This window comes from Actinomadura sp. BRA 177, assembly GCF_013372625.1.
GTDB lineage: Bacteria > Actinomycetota > Actinomycetes > Streptosporangiales > Streptosporangiaceae > Spirillospora.
This window is the reverse complement of the sequence record NZ_JABXFD010000682.1, coordinates 1-17540: the sequence shown is the minus strand read 5'-3', so window position 1 is coordinate 17540 and position 17540 is coordinate 1. Positions and strand designations below refer to the sequence as shown.

The 17540-nt window shown below is 69.7% G+C and carries 24 protein-coding genes and 2 pseudogenes; 19 read left to right on the top strand and 7 right to left on the bottom strand.

Annotation, left to right across the window (positions count from 1 at the left end; all coding sequences use genetic code 11):
- Positions 1 to 109: 109 nt before the first annotated feature.
- Positions 110 to 817 carry a radical SAM protein gene (locus HUX53_RS37970; RefSeq protein WP_176408104.1) on the bottom strand — a complete coding sequence of 236 codons (708 nt, stop codon included), beginning with the start codon at positions 815 to 817 and terminating at the stop codon, positions 110 to 112.
- 127 nt (positions 818 to 944) lie between these two features.
- On the opposite strand from HUX53_RS37970, the gene HUX53_RS37965 reads away from it, so the two are divergent.
- From HUX53_RS37965 to HUX53_RS37955, 3 genes are all read left to right on the top strand, one after another.
- Complete coding sequence (locus tag HUX53_RS37965) at positions 945 to 2171, top strand: helix-turn-helix domain-containing protein (protein ID WP_176408103.1); 1227 nt, start codon at positions 945 to 947, stop codon at positions 2169 to 2171.
- A gap of 23 nt (positions 2172 to 2194) precedes the next feature.
- Positions 2195 to 2662 carry an NUDIX hydrolase gene (locus tag HUX53_RS37960; RefSeq protein ID WP_176408102.1) on the top strand — a complete coding sequence of 156 codons (468 nt, stop codon included), beginning with the start codon at positions 2195 to 2197 and terminating at the stop codon, positions 2660 to 2662.
- 291 nt (positions 2663 to 2953) lie between these two features.
- On the top strand, positions 2954 to 3487 hold the full coding sequence (locus HUX53_RS37955) for a hypothetical protein (protein WP_176408101.1): 534 nt from the start codon (positions 2954 to 2956) through the stop codon (positions 3485 to 3487).
- A 169-nt stretch (positions 3488 to 3656) separates the two neighbouring features.
- On the opposite strand, the gene HUX53_RS37950 is transcribed toward HUX53_RS37955, so the two are convergent.
- The gene (locus tag HUX53_RS37950; protein WP_176408100.1) at positions 3657 to 4142 is read right to left on the bottom strand and encodes a DUF6194 family protein; all 486 of its coding nucleotides are present in this window, start codon (positions 4140 to 4142) and stop codon (positions 3657 to 3659) included.
- Between the two features lie 43 nt (positions 4143 to 4185).
- Here HUX53_RS37950 and HUX53_RS37945 point away from each other — a divergent pair, with 43 nt between their 5' ends.
- Positions 4186 to 4944 (top strand): MerR family transcriptional regulator, encoded by a 759-nt coding sequence (locus HUX53_RS37945; protein ID WP_176408099.1) that lies wholly within the window; start codon positions 4186 to 4188, stop codon positions 4942 to 4944.
- Between the two features lie 35 nt (positions 4945 to 4979).
- On the opposite strand, the gene HUX53_RS37940 is transcribed toward HUX53_RS37945, so the two are convergent.
- Positions 4980 to 5288: a hypothetical protein gene (locus tag HUX53_RS37940; RefSeq protein WP_176408098.1), complete on the bottom strand. Its 309-nt coding sequence runs from the start codon at positions 5286 to 5288 to the stop codon at positions 4980 to 4982.
- Positions 5289 to 5486: 198 nt separating this feature from the next.
- On the opposite strand from HUX53_RS37940, the gene HUX53_RS37935 reads away from it, so the two are divergent.
- From HUX53_RS37935 to HUX53_RS37925, 3 genes are all read left to right on the top strand, one after another.
- Positions 5487 to 6131, top strand: coding sequence for a DNA alkylation repair protein (locus HUX53_RS37935; protein ID WP_176408105.1), 645 nt, complete (start codon positions 5487 to 5489; stop codon positions 6129 to 6131).
- A gap of 77 nt (positions 6132 to 6208) precedes the next feature.
- Positions 6209 to 6772 carry a helix-turn-helix domain-containing protein gene (locus HUX53_RS37930; protein ID WP_176408097.1) on the top strand — a complete coding sequence of 188 codons (564 nt, stop codon included), beginning with the start codon at positions 6209 to 6211 and terminating at the stop codon, positions 6770 to 6772.
- Complete coding sequence (locus HUX53_RS37925) at positions 6759 to 6971, top strand: SRPBCC domain-containing protein (protein WP_217920373.1); 213 nt, start codon at positions 6759 to 6761, stop codon at positions 6969 to 6971. The genes HUX53_RS37930 and HUX53_RS37925 overlap by 14 nt, the downstream gene beginning before the upstream one ends.
- A 26-nt stretch (positions 6972 to 6997) precedes the next feature.
- Here HUX53_RS37925 and HUX53_RS43260 read toward each other — a convergent pair.
- The 4 genes and pseudogenes from HUX53_RS43260 to HUX53_RS37905 all read right to left on the bottom strand — a co-directional run.
- A pseudogene (locus tag HUX53_RS43260) lies at positions 6998 to 7426 on the bottom strand (DUF4386 domain-containing protein); the annotation flags it as partial.
- Positions 7427 to 7652: 226 nt separating this feature from the next.
- Positions 7653 to 8165 (bottom strand): gluconokinase, encoded by a 513-nt coding sequence (locus HUX53_RS37915; protein WP_176408096.1) that lies wholly within the window; start codon positions 8163 to 8165, stop codon positions 7653 to 7655.
- A gap of 2 nt (positions 8166 to 8167) precedes the next feature.
- Positions 8168 to 8749 carry an isochorismatase family protein gene (locus HUX53_RS37910; RefSeq protein ID WP_176408095.1) on the bottom strand — a complete coding sequence of 194 codons (582 nt, stop codon included), beginning with the start codon at positions 8747 to 8749 and terminating at the stop codon, positions 8168 to 8170.
- 63 nt (positions 8750 to 8812) lie between these two features.
- Positions 8813 to 10132 carry a nicotinate phosphoribosyltransferase gene (locus HUX53_RS37905; protein WP_309237626.1) on the bottom strand — a complete coding sequence of 440 codons (1320 nt, stop codon included), beginning with the start codon at positions 10130 to 10132 and terminating at the stop codon, positions 8813 to 8815.
- 153 nt (positions 10133 to 10285) lie between these two features.
- Here HUX53_RS37905 and clpS point away from each other — a divergent pair, with 153 nt between their 5' ends.
- From clpS to HUX53_RS37850, 12 genes and pseudogenes are all read left to right on the top strand, one after another.
- The gene (gene clpS / locus HUX53_RS40440) at positions 10286 to 10582 is read left to right on the top strand and encodes an ATP-dependent Clp protease adapter ClpS (RefSeq protein WP_217920371.1); all 297 of its coding nucleotides are present in this window, start codon (positions 10286 to 10288) and stop codon (positions 10580 to 10582) included.
- 4 nt (positions 10583 to 10586) lie between these two features.
- Positions 10587 to 11114, top strand: a complete 528-nt coding sequence (locus HUX53_RS37900; protein WP_176408093.1) for a DUF2017 domain-containing protein — start codon at positions 10587 to 10589, stop codon at positions 11112 to 11114.
- A gap of 22 nt (positions 11115 to 11136) precedes the next feature.
- Positions 11137 to 11556: a Mov34/MPN/PAD-1 family protein gene (locus HUX53_RS37895; RefSeq protein ID WP_176408092.1), complete on the top strand. Its 420-nt coding sequence runs from the start codon at positions 11137 to 11139 to the stop codon at positions 11554 to 11556.
- Between the two features lie 17 nt (positions 11557 to 11573).
- Positions 11574 to 11729: a hypothetical protein gene (locus HUX53_RS37890; RefSeq protein WP_176408091.1), complete on the top strand. Its 156-nt coding sequence runs from the start codon at positions 11574 to 11576 to the stop codon at positions 11727 to 11729.
- Between the two features lie 95 nt (positions 11730 to 11824).
- Positions 11825 to 12097: a MoaD/ThiS family protein gene (locus tag HUX53_RS37885; protein ID WP_176408090.1), complete on the top strand. Its 273-nt coding sequence runs from the start codon at positions 11825 to 11827 to the stop codon at positions 12095 to 12097.
- A 16-nt stretch (positions 12098 to 12113) separates the two neighbouring features.
- On the top strand, positions 12114 to 13061 hold the full coding sequence (locus HUX53_RS37880) for a PLP-dependent cysteine synthase family protein (RefSeq protein ID WP_163052402.1): 948 nt from the start codon (positions 12114 to 12116) through the stop codon (positions 13059 to 13061).
- Between the two features lie 127 nt (positions 13062 to 13188).
- Positions 13189 to 13980 carry a thioesterase family protein gene (locus tag HUX53_RS37875; protein ID WP_176408089.1) on the top strand — a complete coding sequence of 264 codons (792 nt, stop codon included), beginning with the start codon at positions 13189 to 13191 and terminating at the stop codon, positions 13978 to 13980.
- 177 nt (positions 13981 to 14157) lie between these two features.
- Positions 14158 to 15012, top strand: a complete 855-nt coding sequence (murI, locus tag HUX53_RS37870; RefSeq protein WP_176408088.1) for a glutamate racemase — start codon at positions 14158 to 14160, stop codon at positions 15010 to 15012.
- 31 nt (positions 15013 to 15043) lie between these two features.
- Positions 15044 to 15793, top strand: a complete 750-nt coding sequence (locus tag HUX53_RS37865) for an MBL fold metallo-hydrolase (RefSeq protein WP_176408087.1) — start codon at positions 15044 to 15046, stop codon at positions 15791 to 15793.
- 78 nt (positions 15794 to 15871) lie between these two features.
- Positions 15872 to 16591, top strand: a complete 720-nt coding sequence (rph, locus tag HUX53_RS37860; RefSeq protein ID WP_176408086.1) for a ribonuclease PH — start codon at positions 15872 to 15874, stop codon at positions 16589 to 16591.
- Complete coding sequence (gene rdgB, locus HUX53_RS37855; protein WP_176408085.1) at positions 16588 to 17205, top strand: RdgB/HAM1 family non-canonical purine NTP pyrophosphatase; 618 nt, start codon at positions 16588 to 16590, stop codon at positions 17203 to 17205. The genes rph and rdgB overlap by 4 nt, the downstream gene beginning before the upstream one ends.
- A 91-nt stretch (positions 17206 to 17296) precedes the next feature.
- Positions 17297 to 17540 (top strand): annotated as a pseudogene (locus tag HUX53_RS37850) (hypothetical protein); the annotation flags it as partial.

The window sequence follows — 17540 nt, the reverse complement described above, 5'->3', positions numbered from 1 at the left end:
CACCCAGATCATCAGACGGCGGCGACGACTCGGACACCAGCACATGGTCCCGCACACCCACGCCGAGATCGACTCGGGCGATCGGGATCAAACCGGACCCGACATCGACTCAAGCTGAATAGCTACGATCGAGTTCGTGCGCATTGCGATTGGTGATGATCAAGCTCAGGTCCATGAGGAGGCCGGCCTCATGCGCCGCCGTCAGGCCGCGCATGAACTTGCGAAAAGAGCCCGGTCGCCGGGTGATGCCGTCGTAGGTCTCGGCGGTGGCGCCATAGACGCTCAGGCTCATCTTGCTCGGCCGGTAGGTCGTCAGCAGGTCGAGGATTTTGGGGTTGGCCAGGCGGGAGCCATTGGTCAAGATCTCGACCATCATGCCCAGCTCATGGGCCTTGGTGTGGACGGCGGCGAAAAGCGGATCCACCATCGGCTCCCCACCGGTGAGTTGGAGCCACAGGACGCCGGCGTCCCGGATCGCCTCCAGCAGCCGTTCACGCTCGGGCCAGCCCAGCCCTTCGAAGCTCTTGAGGCCGAGGTAGCAGTGCTCACAGTCGTAGTTGCACCCGAGATTCAGCTCATAGGTCGCCTTGCCGAACCCGTATTCCGACTCGCGACGGATGAGCAGGCGGTTGCCGGACGGCTGCCGGTGAAGGTCGCTTCCCCAGGCGGTCCGGGCGGCGGCCGCCAGCCAGTCAGGGACCACTTCGGCGCCGGCGAGTGCACGATAGGCCTCTTGCGAGATCTTGATTCCTCGGGGCTCACCGGGCTTCAACACCACGAAGCCGCCCAGGAACGGGCTTGCGATCAATTGGTGCATTTTTGTCTCTCCGGACATTTTGCCACTCGATTCACAATAGGCGTTGCGGTGCGACGTCCAAGAGGCTAGAACCGCAGGAAGGGCGCCACCCGGAAAGAAATTCCGGGGTCATTCGACGGGATTCGAGATGACCGATCACCGGCAACACCTGTCACCCGGACAGCGTGTGGCCTGGCACCGTGTCCGACGAGGCATGCCCCAGGAGGTCCTGGCCGGCCTGGTCGGACGGACCGGAGACTGGCTCAGCAAGATCGAAAACGACCGCGCCGCGCTGGACAGACTCTCCGTCATCAGGGCACTCGCCGATGCCCTGCGCATCTCCGTCTCCGACATCATCGACCCACATCCGGCTGCGTCGATGCGCCGTGAGCCGCCCTTCCCGGACGTCGGACCCGTCCGTTCGGCGCTCACCGACTACCGGCAGTTGTCTCCGCTGCTGGCGGCGATCAAAGCCGATCCTGACCCGCCCCGCCTGGACGTACTGCGCCGCGATGTCGCAGAAGTGATGGCCGCTTATCAGCGATCGAGCTACGGACAGATGCTCGCCCGCCTGCCCATGCTGCTCACCCAGACGCACCTCGCCTCCCGAGAGGCCACCGAAGACCGGCAGCCGTACGCCGACCGGCTCGTCGCACTGGCCAACCAGTCGGCCGCGATGATCCTCACCAAGCTCGGCGAGACCGATCTCGCTTGGATCGCCGCTCAGCGCGGACTGGCGGCAGCCGAGCGCACCATCGACCCCACGATCATCGGGTCACTGTTCCGCTCGGTGATCCACGCCTTGCAATCCCAGGGCCGCCTCGACGAGGCGGCGGCCATGGCCCAGCACGCATCCCAGTACCTAGGACGCCGACGAATCGACCGCTCACCCACGCTGCTGTCGATCCACGGCAGCCTGCTGCTCCCCGGAGCCATCGCCGCCGCACGCGCCGGCAACCGTGCCGATGCCATGGACTACCTGGCACGAGGCGAGCAGATGGCCAGTGAACTAGGCGCCGACGCCAACCACCTATGGACCGCCTTCGGCCCCACCAACGTGCGCATCCATCGCGTCACCATCGCCATGGCATTGGGCGACGTCCTCGCGGCACTCGACCTCATCCCGGGCATCGACACCACCCGCCTTCCCGCCGAACGCACGGTCCGCCACAGCCTCGAAGTCGTCAACGCCCACCGAGCCCGCAACAAGATCGACGAAGCCATCAGTGAACTGCTCACCGCCGAGCGCTGCGCCGCCGAACAAGTCCACGCCCACGTCATGAGCCGCCAACTCGTCCACCAACTCCGCGCCACCGCGACGGGCAAACGAAGCCGCCTGCTGGCCGACCTTGCCCGCCGCATGAGCGTCATCTAGGCCGATCTCCTAGGGTCACTCCCGTGACCGATGACCCGGCAGCATCCTTCACCCGCGCCCGAGCGGCGGCAGGTGTCCTGTTCTTCAGCGACGACGACCACATCATGCTGGTCGACCCCTCATACAAGGATTACCGCGACATCCCCGGCGGCTACCTCGAACACGGTGAAACCCCTCACCAAGCAGCAGAACGCGAAGTCGCCGAAGAACTCGGCATTCACCCGGAGATCGGCCGGCTCCTGGTCGCAGACTGGGCCCCCAACGAATCCGAAGGCGACAAGGTCCTCTTCCTCTTCGACGGCGGCACCCTCACCGCAGCCCAACTCAGCACCATCCGCCTCGACCCGAGCGAACTCGTCGGCTATCACTTCCACGACATCACCCAGATCCACGACCTGACCATTCCCCGCCTCGCCCGCCGCCTCGTCCACGCCCACGCCGCCCACCGCGACGGAACCACCCGCTACCTCGAACACGGCAATCAAATCTGACACTTCAGGATCGTCACTACATCCGCCCGGTGCACTTCGCGCGCCAGTCGCGCCGCCACTCCCTGTACCCGCTACTCCCACTACCGGCGGTCAGACGCTCCGCAGGAACTCGTTGAGTTTGCGTCTTCCACCCGATGTTCACCCCTGGTGTTGCTCTACCACGGTCCGTTTCGCACTTCCGTTCTCGATCAACGGAACTCCCGACGTTGACGAGCCCGAGGCACAGAAGATCCGGAGGCGGATGCGGCAGCACGATGCCAAGGTGACCGCACGACAGGAAGAGGAAGACTGATGAGCACCTACTGGTTCGAGCTTGCGGTCGGGCCGGTCAGCGACCTCGAGGAGGCCGCAGAGCGGCTGTACTCGCGTTGTGGCGACGGTCAACTCTCCGGTGACGAGCAGGGCGGCACCGTCCTGTTCTCACGCGAGGCGCGCAACGCGACCGAGGCGATCCTTTCGGCCATCGACGACAGTGAGCGCAGTGGCCTGGCGGTGACTGGAGTCATGGAGGACCTGGTCACCATCGATGACATCGCCGAGAAGACCGGCAGGTCCGCCGCGGCGGTTGGGCACTGGACGACAGGCGAACGCGGGCCTGGAGGATTGCCCGCTCCAGCCATCCATCGTGGCAGTCGCGTCAAGCTGTACTCATGGGCAGAGGCGTCTCGCTGGCTGGCTGATGCCGGACTCGGGAAGATCGACTCGATCGCTGCGGAAGTTGCCGCCGCCGCCTCGGATGTGGACGCCCTGCTGCGCGCCCGACAGGTCCTGCGCGATGCTCCCTCAGGTAAGCGCGAAGTCCTGGTGAAGCTGGTAGCGGCGTAACTTCGAACAGCCTCACAGCAGTTCCAACGTCGTCTGGCCTGGCAGAGCGGCCGAGAGGTGGTTGCGCCTTGTCAAGACGCGCCCCCAGGTAGTTGGCCACATTGCCGTCCACCGATCGACGGCGTGGGGTTGCGGGCGGCCGTTGCAATGGTGTCGAGGTTGCTGTTGCTCATCCCTTCATTGCCGAATCGTCACCACGCCGGCGTTCGACGCGGCGACGGTCGTCACGGTGTGCGGTGCGCAGTGCCTCCAGGGCGGTGTCGAGTGTGGACTCAGCGGGGTTCACGACGCATACCCACCCGTACGCGCCGTACAAGGGGTGGGGGAGGAACACGTCCTCAGCGCTGTAGTCCGCCTCGGGGGTGCGGGCTTCCGCTGGAGCACGGCCGAGGAGTTCGGCGGCGATCTTCGTCCCCACGTGGATGTTGAGTCTCCAGCGATCGGGAGCATCGAGACGGGACTCGGCATCGTCCGGGTAGTTCTTCGTGACGATCGTCGCATAGGGCTGGCGGTTGGTCGGCACCTGGCCGTCCGGTGCGAAGTAGAAGAAGTAGTCGCCCCACGAGACACGAGGGTGCTCGCTGCCGGGCTGGGGGGCGAGCTCGAGTACGCCCTCGAAGCTTCTGATCTCTGACAAGATCCGTTCCATGGACATGGTTCAAGTGTCAGGTTGAAGTGCTTATGGAGAGTTCGGCGTCATGAACGACCCGAGCGCAGGACCTGGAGAGTGCTACTCGACGGGCCGTCTGGCGGCTGTGAGCGGGTATTCCGTGCAGCAGATCCGTGACCTGGAGCGTCTGGCGGTGATTCCCCCTTCCCTCCGTCGGCCCAACGGCTACCGTCAGTTCGGCGGGGTGCATCTGGTCGCGCTGCGGGCTTACCGCAATCTGGCGGTCGCGGTCGGCCCCGTCGTCGCTCGCACCACGATGCGCGAGGTCCGTGCCCTTCCTTACGACGAGGCCATCGCACGAATCGTCGGACTCCACGTCGCGCTCGCGCGTTGCCGTGACGACACGATGACCGCCCTCCAAGCTCTCGACTCCATCGTCGACGAGAGCGTCCACGAGGCCCCCGCACTGCCGGGAGACTCGATGACCATCACCGAACTGTCACTCGCGCTCGGAGTGCGTTCATCGACTCTGCGGTTCTGGGAACAGCAGGGCCTCATCACGCCTGAGCGAAGAGGGCCGGCGCGCACACGCGACTACCCGCCGGAAGCAGCCCGAGATGCCCGCATCGTCGCTGCGCTTCGCGCCGGCGGCTACCGCGTCCCCGCAGTGCGGGCCATCATGACGTCACTGGTCGGGACGGGTGACCCGGCCGAAGCCCGTGACGCCCTCCACGGCCGCCTGCGAAGCATCGCCTCACGATCCGAAGCGCTGCTCCGGGCCGGCACAGACGTCGCCGACCTGCTGACCCTGCCGGACGCCAACAACCTCCTGGCCGGCAATACCTAGCCGTTCCAGCTGTGGGTCAGTCGCGCCTGCAGGGGTTAGATCCTGAGACGGCTCAGGGCGGCGGCCGGAGAGGGTGTCGGTAGGTCGCACGGGCCGGTCTTGTGTTCGGGGGCGAGCGCTTCGATGCGGAGTTCGGGCGGGGCGTCGGTCAGCTGGCGCAGCAGCCACTGGACACGGGTCAGCGGACGGGCGCGGGCCGCGGCGGGGACTTCCACGGTGGTCTCGACCTGCCCGGTGCGCAGGTCGGCTTCGAGTAGGACCGGGCCGCCGGCGCTGGTAATCCTGACCTCGGCGCTCATGCGGCCGGACTCCACCAGGGAGGTGACGGTCTGCAGGCGGCGCACCGACGCGTCCCCGTCCCGCCGTTTGCGGACGACGGGGGCGATGGTCAGCCCCGTCTCACGACTGAGGCGCAGGCACAGCTGCCGGATCAGTTTCCGCGGGACGCTCGGCCCGCCGGGAGTAGGCGAATCCGTCCTAGGGTGAAGCTTGCGTGTGATGGGCAGGAGGCTGAGGTGGTCGATGCGGCGTTGGACGAGGTTATGGCCGAGCTGGCCGGGCTTGAGGATCCGAAGGTGCGCGCGGTGAACGCGAAGCACGGGGACGACCACGGGGTGAACCTCGGCAAGCTGCGTGCGCTCGCTAAGCGGTTGAAGACGCAGCAGGGACTCGCGTGCCGGCTCTGGGGGACGGGCGACAGCGCGGCGCGGCTCCTGGCGATCTTGATCTGCCGCCCGAAGGCGTTCGAGCGGGATGAGTTGGACGGCATGCTGCGCGAGGCGCGCACGCCCAAGGTGCACGACTGGCTCGTGAACTACGGGGTGAAGAAGAGCCCGCACTCCGAAGAGCTGCGCCTGGCCTGGTTCGCCGATCCGGATCCGGTGGTGGCGAGTGCCGGTTGGGCGCTGACGACAGAGCGCGTGGCGAAGAAGCCCGAGGGCCTCGATCTCGCGGGTCTGCTCGATGTCGTCGAGGCGCAGATGAAGGACGCCCCGGAGCGCCTGCAGTGGGCGATGAACCACTGCCTGGCCCAGATCGGGAGCGACCACGCCGAGCACCGCGCGCGTGCGGTCGACATCGGCGAGCGCCTGGAGGTGCTCAAGGACTACCCGACTCCTGCGGGGTGTACGTCGCCGTTTGCGCCCGTCTGGATCAGCGAGATCGTGCGCCGCCAGGACGGCGGGTAGGGAGTCCTGCGCTTGAGATGGTGCCCAGTCTCGGGGCATTGACAAAAAGTTCTTTTACGTAAAGAGTTTGCTTTGCAATGAGAGACATCGTCTATCTCGACCAGATCGAGCAGGCTGAGGCGCTGCTCAAGCCGCAGCGGATCGAAGTGCTGCGGCAGCTCGCCGAGCCCCGGTCGTGTACCGAGGTGGCGGCCGAACTCGAACAGAGTCCGCAGCGGGTCTACTACCACGTCAAGCGCCTGTTGGACGTCCGCCTGGTCGGTCAGGTGGCCGAGCGCCGGGTGCGCGGGATCCACGAGGGGATCTACCAGGCGGCCGGCCGGTCCTACTGGCTGTCTCCGGACGTGGTGGGCCGGATCGGGCTGCGCCAGTCCCGTGACCGGCTCAGCCTGGGCTACCTGGTCGACCTGATGGAGGACGTGCAGGCGGACGTCGCCGCGCTCGACCTCACCCGGCCAGACCTGCCGTCGATCGGCGTGTCCGGGGACATCCGGGTGCGCCCGGAGCAGCGCCAGGCGTTCCTGGAGGAGTTGCAGCAGACGTTGCAGGACCTGTTCACCCGCTACGGCGGTGCCGAGGGCGACGCGTTCCGTATGGCCGTCGCCTGCTACCCGAAGGGAGACCTCGATGACCGAGCCTGACCTGCGTTTACGTGCGGTGGTTCCGGGTCCGCCGGACAGCGTGTACGAGGCGCTGACCGACCCGGCCGCGCTGCGTGTGTGGCTGACCGAGCACGCCGACGTCGACTTGCCCGACAAGTACGAGTTCTGGGGACGTTCCACGCCGGACGGCGCCGAGCCGCACCGACGCGGCACCAGGCCCGACCGGTACATCAGGTAGCCCAGCAGCAGCCCGTTGCCGAAGCCCGCGCAGAAGGCCGGTCCGAGCAGGAACGTCTGGTCTTTCAACGCCACCAGTGATTGGCCGATCAGAGTGGCGTCGGCGCCGCCCCCGCCGGCCAGGTCCTGCCGCAACGCCACGACGGCGAGCACGCTGACGATCCCCACCACGATGACGGTCGATTCGAGGACTCGCGATCCGATGTAACCGAGGGCGATGCTCTCGCTCTGCCGCTTCAGTATCGGGAACAGCACGACCGCGGTGGCGATGTTCGCGACGGCGGTCAGAATCTCAAGGAGGGCCCCAAGCCGCACCTGCGTGTCCGCGCCCGCTCCCAGGATGTAGTTCGCGTCATTGAGGACCGGGTCGTACAGCAGCACCGCCGGGATCGAGAAGACGAAGGTGAGGACGAACCAGACACCGGCGATCCTGGCGGTCCGCTGAACGGCGTCCATCGAGGTTTCCGGCGTCCGAGATTCGATCGTGGTCACGTGGCTCTCCAAGGCTTTGATCTGCCCCGCCCGATTGCCGGGATAGACGTAGAGAACCACGCTTAACGGGCGCTGTCCCTACCGGCTGGTGGCCGGTTCAAGCCGCGCCTCAATTGTCGAAAGGGCGGACAGCGGCCCCAGTTCGCGGTAGGTCGGCGCCTTGGGGCGGTAGTGCCTCGCAGGACGCGAATCAGATCAGGTTCAGCGACTTGATGATGTGCGCGACCGTTTCCTCTGGGCTGCCCGTTATGGAGGCCAGGAGGACGTCCTCGTCGGCGGCCGGGAGTTCCAGGTCGGCGAACTGCGTGTCCAGGAGGGTCGCCTTGAAGAAGTGACCCTTGCGGGCCTTCATGCGGCCGGCGATCAGGTCGCGGTCGCCGTCCAGGAGGACCATCGCCACCCCGGGGTTGCCGCCGGCCAGGAGGTCGCGGTACTTGCGCTTGAGGGCCGAGCAGGTGACCACGCCGGGACGGTCGGTGGCCAGGCGGTCGGTGATCCAGGCGGCTATGGAGCGGAGCCAGGGGAGGCGGTCGGCGTCGGTGAGGGGGTGGCCCTCGCGCATCTTGGCGATGTTCGCGTCGGAGTGGAACGCGTCGGCCTCGGCGTACTCCCAGCCGAGGCGTTCGGCGAGCAGGGTGCCGATGGTGGTCTTGCCGCTGCCGGACACGCCGGCGATAAGGATGACCTTGGGGGGATTCGGCATGGTCAGGCGTTCACCACCGGGGCGCCGGACAGGGTGACGCCTTCCTCACGCAGTTCGTCCAGGGCGCGGTCGACGGTGGCCTTGCTGACGCCGGCGGTCAGGTCGAGCAGGACGGTGGCGCGCAGGCCCGCGCGGGCGGCGTCGACGGCGGTCGCGCGGACGCAGTGGTCGGTGGCGATGCCGACGATGTCGACGGTGTCGACGCCGCGGGAGCTCAGCCAGTCGGCGAGGGGTGTCTCGTCGTCGGAGGCGCCCTCGAAGCCGCTGTAGGCGGCCTCCTCGCGGCCCTTGCTGAAGACCGCCTCGATGGGGGCCAAGGCCAGGTTCGGGTGGAAGTCGGCGCCCGGGGTGCCGATCACGCAGTGCGGCGGCCACGAGTCGACGAAGTCGGGTTCGTCGGAGAAGTGGTGACCCGGGTCGAGGTGGAAGTCGCGCGTCGCGACGATGTGCGCGTAGTCGGGCCGATGATCGGCCACGTGCGCGGAGATGGCGGTGGCCACATCGGCGCCGCCGCCGACGCCCAGCGATCCGCCCTCGCAGAAATCGTTCTGCACGTCAACGATGATCAGAGCCTTCTTGCCCATGACCGCTCCCTGTTACCGGTTGCCCCGCAACCGACCGTACCCCAGGGCCGCGTGGATACGGCGTTATGGGCGGGGGCCGCCGTTGACGAATTCGGTCGGGACGGCCGGCTCGCCCTTGGAGAGCTGGATCGCGGTCGGAGGCAGCTCCGCGATCGCGCGTGTATGACGGTCTCTCGCCTGTTGCAGGGACTCGCGTCCGACTATGTCGCCATCGCGGACGAGAGGGACGTGCAGAGAGCGGTCGCGTGGGCCGGGGACCGGTTGGCCGGTCGAGACCGTCTCGGCGTAGGCCGTGCCGTGGCCGTCGATGCGGCGGACGGCCGTCTTGCGTCCGCCCCGGCTCGGCTTGCCTGTCGACCGTTTCGCGACCGGGCGCATGGCGGCGTCGGAGTCGGGGCCGTCCGAGCGGGCGACCAGTTTGTAGACCAGGGACGCGGTAGGCGCCCCCGAGCCCGTCACGAGGGACGTTCCCACGCCGTAGCCGTCGACGGGGGCGGCGGCCAGGGCGGCGATGCCGAACTCGTCCAGGTCGCCGGTCACCACGATTCGCGTGTCGTGCGCGCCGAGGGAGTCGAGCTGCTCGCGGACGCGGCGGGCCATCACGCCGAGGTCGCCGCTGTCGATGCGGACGGCGCCCAAGGACGGCTCGGCGAGTTCCACGGCGGTGCGGACGGCCCGTTCCACGTCATAAGTGTCGACCAGAAGCGTCGTGCCGGACCCGAGCGAGGCGAGCTGCGCCTCGAACGCGTGCCGCTCGCTGTCGTGCAGGAGGGTGAACGAGTGCGCGCTCGTCCCCGCGGTCGGGACGCCGTAGAGCCGGCCCGCCTCCAAGTTGGACGTGGTGGTGAACCCGGCGATGTAGGACGCGCGGGCGGCGGCCACGGCGGCGCGCTCGTGGGTGCGCCGCGACCCCATCTCGATGATCGGACGGCCCTGCGAAGCCTGCACCATACGAGAGGCGGCGGACGCGATCGCGCAGTCGTGGTTAAGGATCGACAGTGCGAGCGTTTCGAGCAGGACCGCTTCTCCGAACGTCCCCTCGACGACCAGGATCGGCGAGTCCGGAAAGTAGCAGTCGCCCTCGGCGTAGCCCCACACGTTCCCCGTGAAGCGGTACTTCTCCAGCCATTGCGCCGTGGGCTCGTCCACAATGCCGTTGGACGCGAGGAACTCCAGCTCAGCGGCGTCGAACCGGAACGCCTCGATCGCGTCCAGCAGCCGTCCGACGCCCGCGACGACCCCGTAGCGGCGTCCGGCGGGCAGGCTCCGCGCGAACACCTCGAAGACCGCGCGGCGGCCCGCGGTGCCGCTGCGCAGCGCGGCCTGCAGCATGGTCAGCTCGTACTGGTCGGTGAGCAGTGCGGTGCCGTTACCAAGGTCCACAAGTGGAACCCTAAGCCCGAGTATGGGCACCATGGGTGTGCGGACCCGCACACCCGGCGGGGGAGTGGCGCATAGCATCGGGTGGGGTGGGCGAACCGAAGCGCGCGGCGATTTCGCGCGAAGAGAGAGGGGGCGATCCGGGCAATGAGCGCCATGAGCACGGCGCCCGCACCGGTCGAGCTCGAACGGCCGGACGCCGAGGAGGACGTGCGCGCCGACCGGCCGTGGCTGGCGATCGTCTGGAACGACCCGATCAACCTGATGTCGTACGTCACGTACGTGTTCCAGGCCGTGTTCGGCTACCCGAAGACCAAGGCCGAGAAGCTGATGCTCGACGTCCACCACAAGGGCCGCGCGGTCGTGGCGAACGGGACCCGCGAGGAGATGGAGCGGGACGTGGAGATCCTGCACTCCTACGGGCTGTGGGCAACGGTGAAACGGGACGACTGAGCCGATGACGGACGTGCGCAAGACCCGCCAGGGCATCCGGGTGCGGCTGGAGCCGGACGAGACCGCGCTGCTGCGCGCCCTGATGGAGCAGCTGCTCGCGCTGATCGGCGACGCGCCCGCCGGGGACGACGAGCTGGCCGCGATGGGCATCGCCGAGAACGCCGAGAAGCCGGACGACCCCGTCCTCGCGCGGCTGTTCCCGGACGCCTACCGCGACGACGGCGAGGCCGCCGGGGAGTTCCGCCGCTACACCGAGATGGGGCTGCGGGACGGCAAGCGCGAGGCCGCCGCGATGGTGCTCGGCGCGCTGGACGCCGACGGCGCCGACATCGTGCTGGACGAGAAGCAGGCGCAGGGCTGGCTGCGCGCGCTGAACGACGTCCGGCTGGCGCTCGGCACCCGCCTCGACATCACCGAGGACTGGTACGAGGAGGCGGACCGGCTGGATCCGCGCGACCCGCGCGCCCCCGTGTTCGCCACCTACGACTGGCTGACGATGCTGCAGGAGAGCCTCGTCCAGGTCCTCTGGTAGCGGTTGCCTTAGGCTCGGGGCCATGCTGACGATCGAGCGCGCCCTCGTGGACAAGATCATCGCGCACGCGCGCGCCGACCACCCGGACGAGGCCTGCGGCATCATCGCCGGCCCGGCCGGTTCGGACCGTCCCGTCCGGTATGTCGCCATGGAGAACGCCGAGCGGTCCCCGACCTTCTACCGGTTCGACTCCAAGGAGCAGCTGAAGGTGTGGCGGGAGATGGACGACCGGGACGAGGAGCCGGTGGTGATCTACCACTCGCACACGGCCACGGAGGCGTACCCGTCCCGCACGGACATCTCCTACGCGTCCGAGCCGAACGCCCACTACGTGCTCGTGTCGACCCGCGCGGACGACGACACCGAGTTCCGGTCGTACCGGATCCTGGACGGCGAGGTGACCGAGGAAGAGGTCACCGTCGTCGATGCCTACAGTGCCTAGAACCGGAGCGGATCGGGATGGTCGCGGCCGGTAAACTGGTCGACATGTGGACGAGCGGGCACGAGACGGGCGGCGGTGGCGTGCGCCGCCGTGCGCGGTCCGCCGCCGTGCCGCCCGTGCAGAGCTTCCTGTTCGGGCACTCGCGCGCCGAGGTCGTCTACGACTGTCGCTGACGCGCTGATCACGCCTGGAATCTTCCCGCTGCCCGCCCGGTTGTGCCTGCAGTGGGCGGGGAGCCCCGTACGACGTAGAAGGAGAGATCACCGCGATGGCGATCGAGGTCCGGATCCCGACGATCCTGCGCAACCTGACCGACGGAGCGAAGGCCGTCGAGGGCAAGGGCGGCACGCTGGACGAGCTGTTCACCGACCTGGACTCCCGGCACGCCGGCCTGCGCGGCCGGCTGGTGGACGACAAGGGCCTGCGCAGGTTCGTCAACGTCTACCTGAACGACGAGGACGTGCGCTTCCTCGGCGGGCTGGAGACGCAGGTCGCCGACGGCGACAACGTCACCATCCTGCCGGCCGTGGCCGGCGGCTGAGCCGGGCCGCACGAGCATGCGCTTCGACTCGCTACTGGACTCGCTCGGCCGCACGCCGCTGGTCGGCCTGCCGCGGCTGTCGCCGAGCGAGGACGTCCGCATCTGGGCCAAGCTGGAGGACCGCAACCCCACCGGCTCGGTGAAGGACCGGCCCGCCTTCTACATGATCGAGAAGGCGGAGAAGGACGGGCTGCTGACGCCCGGCTGCACGATCCTGGAGCCGACGTCCGGCAACACCGGCATCTCCCTCGCCATGGTCGCCAAGCTGCGCGGCTACCGGATGGTGTGCGTGATGCCGGAGAACACCTCCGCCGAGCGCCGCCAGCTGCTGGAGATGTGGGGCGCGGAGATCATCTCCTCGCCGGCGGCGGGCGGCTCGAACGAGGCCGTCCGGGTGGCGAAGGGGCTGGCGGCCGAGAATCCCGACTGGGTGATGCTCTACCAGTACGGCAACGAGGCCAACGCGCTCGCGCACTACGAGACGACCGGCCCGGAGATCCTTGAGGACCTGCCGACCGTCACGCACTTCGTCGCCGGGCTCGGCACGACCGGCACGCTGATGGGCGTCGGCCGGTTCCTGCGCGAGCGGGTGCCGGACGTGAAGATCGTCGCGGCGGAGCCCCGGTACGGCGACCTCGTGTACGGGCTGCGCAACATCGACGAGGGCTTCATCCCCGAGCTGTACGACGACACGGTGCTGACCACCCGGTTCTCCGTCACGTCCGGGGACGCGCTGCGCCGCACCCGCGAGCTGCTGGAGCAGGAGGGCATCTTCGCCGGCATCTCGACCGGCGGCGCGCTGCACGCGGCGATCGGCATGGCGAAGAAGGCGGTGAAGGCCGGTGAGCGGGCCGACATCGCGTTCGTCGTCGCGGACGGCGGCTGGAAGTACCTGTCCACCGGCGCCTACGGGGGGACGCTGGAGGAGGCCGAGGCCCGCCTCGAAGGCCAGCTCTGGGCCTGACCTGGGCCGGCTCTGGGCCTGACCTGGGCCGCGTGACATCCCGTCCGGCACGGTAGAGTGCGTTTTCGAACGTGATTCTAGAACCGGGCGGGACGGTCCGCGGCCCGGTCGACGTGGGAGTGTGCGGATGAGCGGGTTCGGCGAGGCGACCGCCGTGAAGCGGATCGGCGACGGCCGGTACGAGGCCGTCCTCGACGGCGACTACGGGTTCGCCGAGGCGCTCAACGGCGGCTACCTGATGGCCGTCCTCGGCCGCGCCGCCGTCGACGCCTCCCCGCACGCGCACCCCGTCTCCACCGCGACCAACTTCCACCGCGTCGCCAAGCCGGGCCCCGCCCAGGTGCTCGTCGACCCCCGCAAGGAGGGCCGCACCGCCGCGTCGGCGCTGGTCACGCTCGTCCAGGACGACCGGGCCGTGGTGGACGCGCTGATCACCACCGGCACCCTCGACGCCGCCGCCGAACCCGCGTACGCCGGGCCGGCGCCCACGCCCGTCCCGCCGGTGGAGGAGTGCACCGACTTCCGCCCGCCCACCGGCGAGGGCTTCGCCGACAAGGTCGACATGCGCTTCGACCGGACGACGATGGGCTGGCTCGACGGGCAGCCGAGCGGCAGCCCCGAGATCCGCGCCTGGTTCCGGCACGGCGACGGCTACCCGGTCGACGCCTACTCCCTCGCCCTCGCCGTGGACGCGCTGCCGCCCGTCGCGCTGAACCTCGGCGCGCAGGGCTGGGCGCCGACCGTCGAGCTGACCTGGCACATGCGGGCCGTCCCGGCGCCCGGCTGGCTCGCCGTGCACGGCACCGGCCGGCTGCTCGCGGGCGGCTGGTTCGACGAGGAGGTCGAGGTGTGGGACACCGCCGGCCGCCTCGTCGCGCAGAGCCGCCAGATAGCCCGCGTCCCCCGCACCCGCACCTGAGCCCGGCGCTTCATTGTGGGGGTGACCCCCACGCCGCCGACAACCCGGCGTTTCGCACGGTCCAACTACCGGATCAGTTGCGCATCGCGTGACCTGGACGGTTTTCCGGCGCGTGACGGTGTGATGTCCGACGCATGACGCACCCGCGCGGGGCCGTGTCGCCTAGCCTTGTGCACCATGTCAGATCCATCCCGGGGGGACGGCCTCCCAGACGCTCCCATCGGGATCTTCGACAGCGGTTTCGGTGGGCTGACGGTGGCCCGCGCCATCCTCGACCAGCTCCCGAACGAGCCGATCGTCTACCTGGGCGACTCGGCCCGCCAGCCGTACGGGCCGCGCCCGATCGCCGAGGTCCGCGCGTTCGCCCTCGAAATGCTCGACCAGCTGGTGGACGAGGGCGTGAAGATGCTGGTGATCGCCTGCAACAGCGCCAGCTCGGCGATGCTGCGCGACGCCCGGGAACGCTACGACGTCCCGGTCGTCGAGGTCATCAACCCGGCGACCCGCCGCGCCGCCCGCGCCACGTCCAACGGCCGGGTCGGGCTGATCGCCACGCAGGCCACCGTGACCAGCCGCGCCTACGACGACGCGTTCGCCGCCGCCCCGCACATCGACCTCGTCAGCGCCGCCTGCCCGCGCTTCGTCGAGTTCGTCGAGGCGGGCGTCACGATGGGCGGGGAGCTGCTGGAGGCCGCCCGCGGCTACCTGCGGCCGATCGTGGACGCGAGCTGTGACACGCTCATCCTCGGCTGCACCCACTACCCACTTTTGACGGGCGTCATCTCGTATGTGGTGGGAGACGGGGTCACACTGGTCTCAAGCGCCGACGAGACCGCCAAGGACGTGTACCGAGTGCTGCACGATCGGGGGCTGGCCCGCGCCGAGGCGACGCCGCGGCCGCGGCACCGGTTCCGTGCCACCGGAGACCCCGCCGTGTTCGCCGAGCTCGGCCGCCGCTTCCTCGGGCCGGAAATCGGCTCGGTGGAGTCCACGCCGGCCGCAGCCGCGTCGGACAAGGCACTGACCACCTGATTCCTCGGGGACTCTAAGAGGAGGAGTGAGCGTGCGGGTCACTGTGATCGGCTGCTCCGGCAGTTTCCCTGGGCCGGACAGCCCCGCGTCCAGCTACCTGATCGAGGCGGACGGGTTCGCGCTCGTGCTCGATCTCGGCAACGGGGCGCTCGGGTCGCTCGCGCGGTTCCGCTCGATCTACGAGATCGACGCCGTCTGCATCTCGCACCTGCACGCCGACCACTGCCTGGACCTGTGCGGGTACTGGGTCGCGCGCACCTACCGGCCGGGCGGCCCGCCGCCGAGGATCCCGGTGCACGGCCCCGCCGGCACCGCCGCCCGCATGGCCCGCGCCTACGACCTGGACCCCGACCCGGGCATGACGGAGACGTTCGACTTCCACACCCTGCGCCGCGGCCCCTACGAGATCGGCCCGTTCCGCGTCACCACCGCGCTGATGCCGCACCCGGTCGAGGCGTTCGCGTTCCGCATCGAGCACGGCGGCAAGGCCGTCGCCTACTCGGGCGACACGGGCCCGTCGGACGAGCTGGTCGAGCTGGCGTCCGGCGCCGACCTGTTCCTCTGCGAGGCGTCCTTCCTGGACGGGCCGGGCCACCCGCCCGAACTGCACCTGACCGCCCGTGAGGCCGCCGAGCACGCCGCCCGCGCCGAGGCCGGACGGCTCGTCCTCACCCACCTCGTCCCGTGGAACGACCAGGACCTGTCCCTCAAGGAGGCCAAGGCGGCGGGCTACGACGGCGACATCGAGCTGGCCCGCGTGGGTGCCCGGTACACCCTGTGAGCCGGGGCCGGGCCGTGACATCGGGCCGGCCCGCGTGGGTGCCCGGTACACCCGCTGAACCCCGCTAGGGTTGGGCGCATGGCCCGCCCCGATGATCGCGCTTCAGACCAGCTCCGTCCCGTCACGATCCAGCGCGGCTGGCTCGACCACGCGGAAGGGTCGGTGCTCGTCGAGTTCGGCCGGACCCGCGTGCTGTGCGCCGCGTCCGTGCAGGCGTCGGTGCCCCGCTGGCGGCGCGACAGCGGCCTCGGCTGGGTCACCGCCGAATACGCGATGCTGCCGCGCGCCACCAACACCCGCAACGACCGCGAGTCCATCAAGGGCCGGGTCGGCGGGCGCACCCACGAGATCTCCCGGCTGATCGGCCGCTCGGTCCGCGCATGCCTGGACCTGAAGGCGCTCGGCGAGAACACCGTCCAGCTCGACTGTGACGTCCTGCAGGCCGACGGCGGCACCCGCACCGCCGCGATCACCGGCGCGTACGTCGCGCTCGCCGACGCCGTCTCCTGGATGCGCGAGCGCAAGCTCCTCAAGGGCGACCCGCTGATCACCTCCGTGTCCGCGGTCAGCGTCGGCGTCGTGGACGGCGAGGCCCGCCTCGACCTCTGCTACGAGGAGGACTCCGCCGCCGGCACCGACATGAACGTCGTCTGCACCGGCGACGGCCGGTTCGTCGAGGTGCAGGGCACCGCCGAGGGCGCCCCGTTCGACCGCGGCGAGCTGGACGCGCTGCTCGACCTCGCCGCCGGCGGCTGCGCCGACCTGACGCGCATCCAGAAGGAGGCGCTCGGCCGATGACCCGGATCGTCCTCGCCACCCACAACCAGGGGAAGGTCGCCGAGCTGCACCGCATCCTCGGCGACCTCGACGTCGCCGGCCTGGACGAGTTCCCGGGCGCCCCCGACGTGGCCGAGACCGAGCTGACGTTCGCGGGCAACGCGTTTCTGAAGGCCCGCGCGATCGCCGCGTTCACCGGCCTGCCCGCCGTCGCCGACGACTCCGGCCTGTGCGTGGACGCGCTGAACGGCATGCCCGGCGTCCTGTCCGCCCGCTGGTCGGGACGCTTCGGCGCCGCCACCGGCGACCGCGACGCGGCCAACCTCCAGCTGCTGCTCGACCAGATCTCCGACGTCGCCGACGACCTTCGCGGCGGGGCCTTCGTGTGCGCGGCCGTCCTCGCCACCCCGGACGGCGTCGAACGCTCCGTCGAGGGCCGCATGCACGGCATGGTGATCCGCGAACCGCGCGGCACGGGCGGCTTCGGCTACGACCCGATCTTCGTCCCGGACGGCGAGACGCGCACGACCGCCGAGATGTCCGCCGCCGAGAAGGACGCGATCAGCCACCGCGGCAAGGCCTTCCGCGAACTCGCCGCCCTCGTCCCGGACGCGCTGGCGGCCGGCCGCTCCTGAGCGTCCGCAAGAAATCGCGGCCGCGTGACAACCCGCCGGCGCCGGGCGGGGGTTATTCGGGGTGTAGGGAAACTTCCCCCCGAGGAGCAACATGACCGACACGCGTCGCATCCGCCGCGGCCCGCTGCTCGCGCTGGCCGGGCTCGGCGGGACGGGCCTCGTCGCCGCCGGCGTCTGGCTCGCCGCCGCCGCGGACTCGTCCCCGGAGGCGAAGCCCGTCGCCGCCCAGAACGCGGCGGCCCCCGCCCGGACACCGTCCCCGGTGCCGACCGCGCCGTGCGATACGCCGCCGGGCAGTCCCGTGCCCGTGCCGACAGCGACGGCGCGGTCGGCAC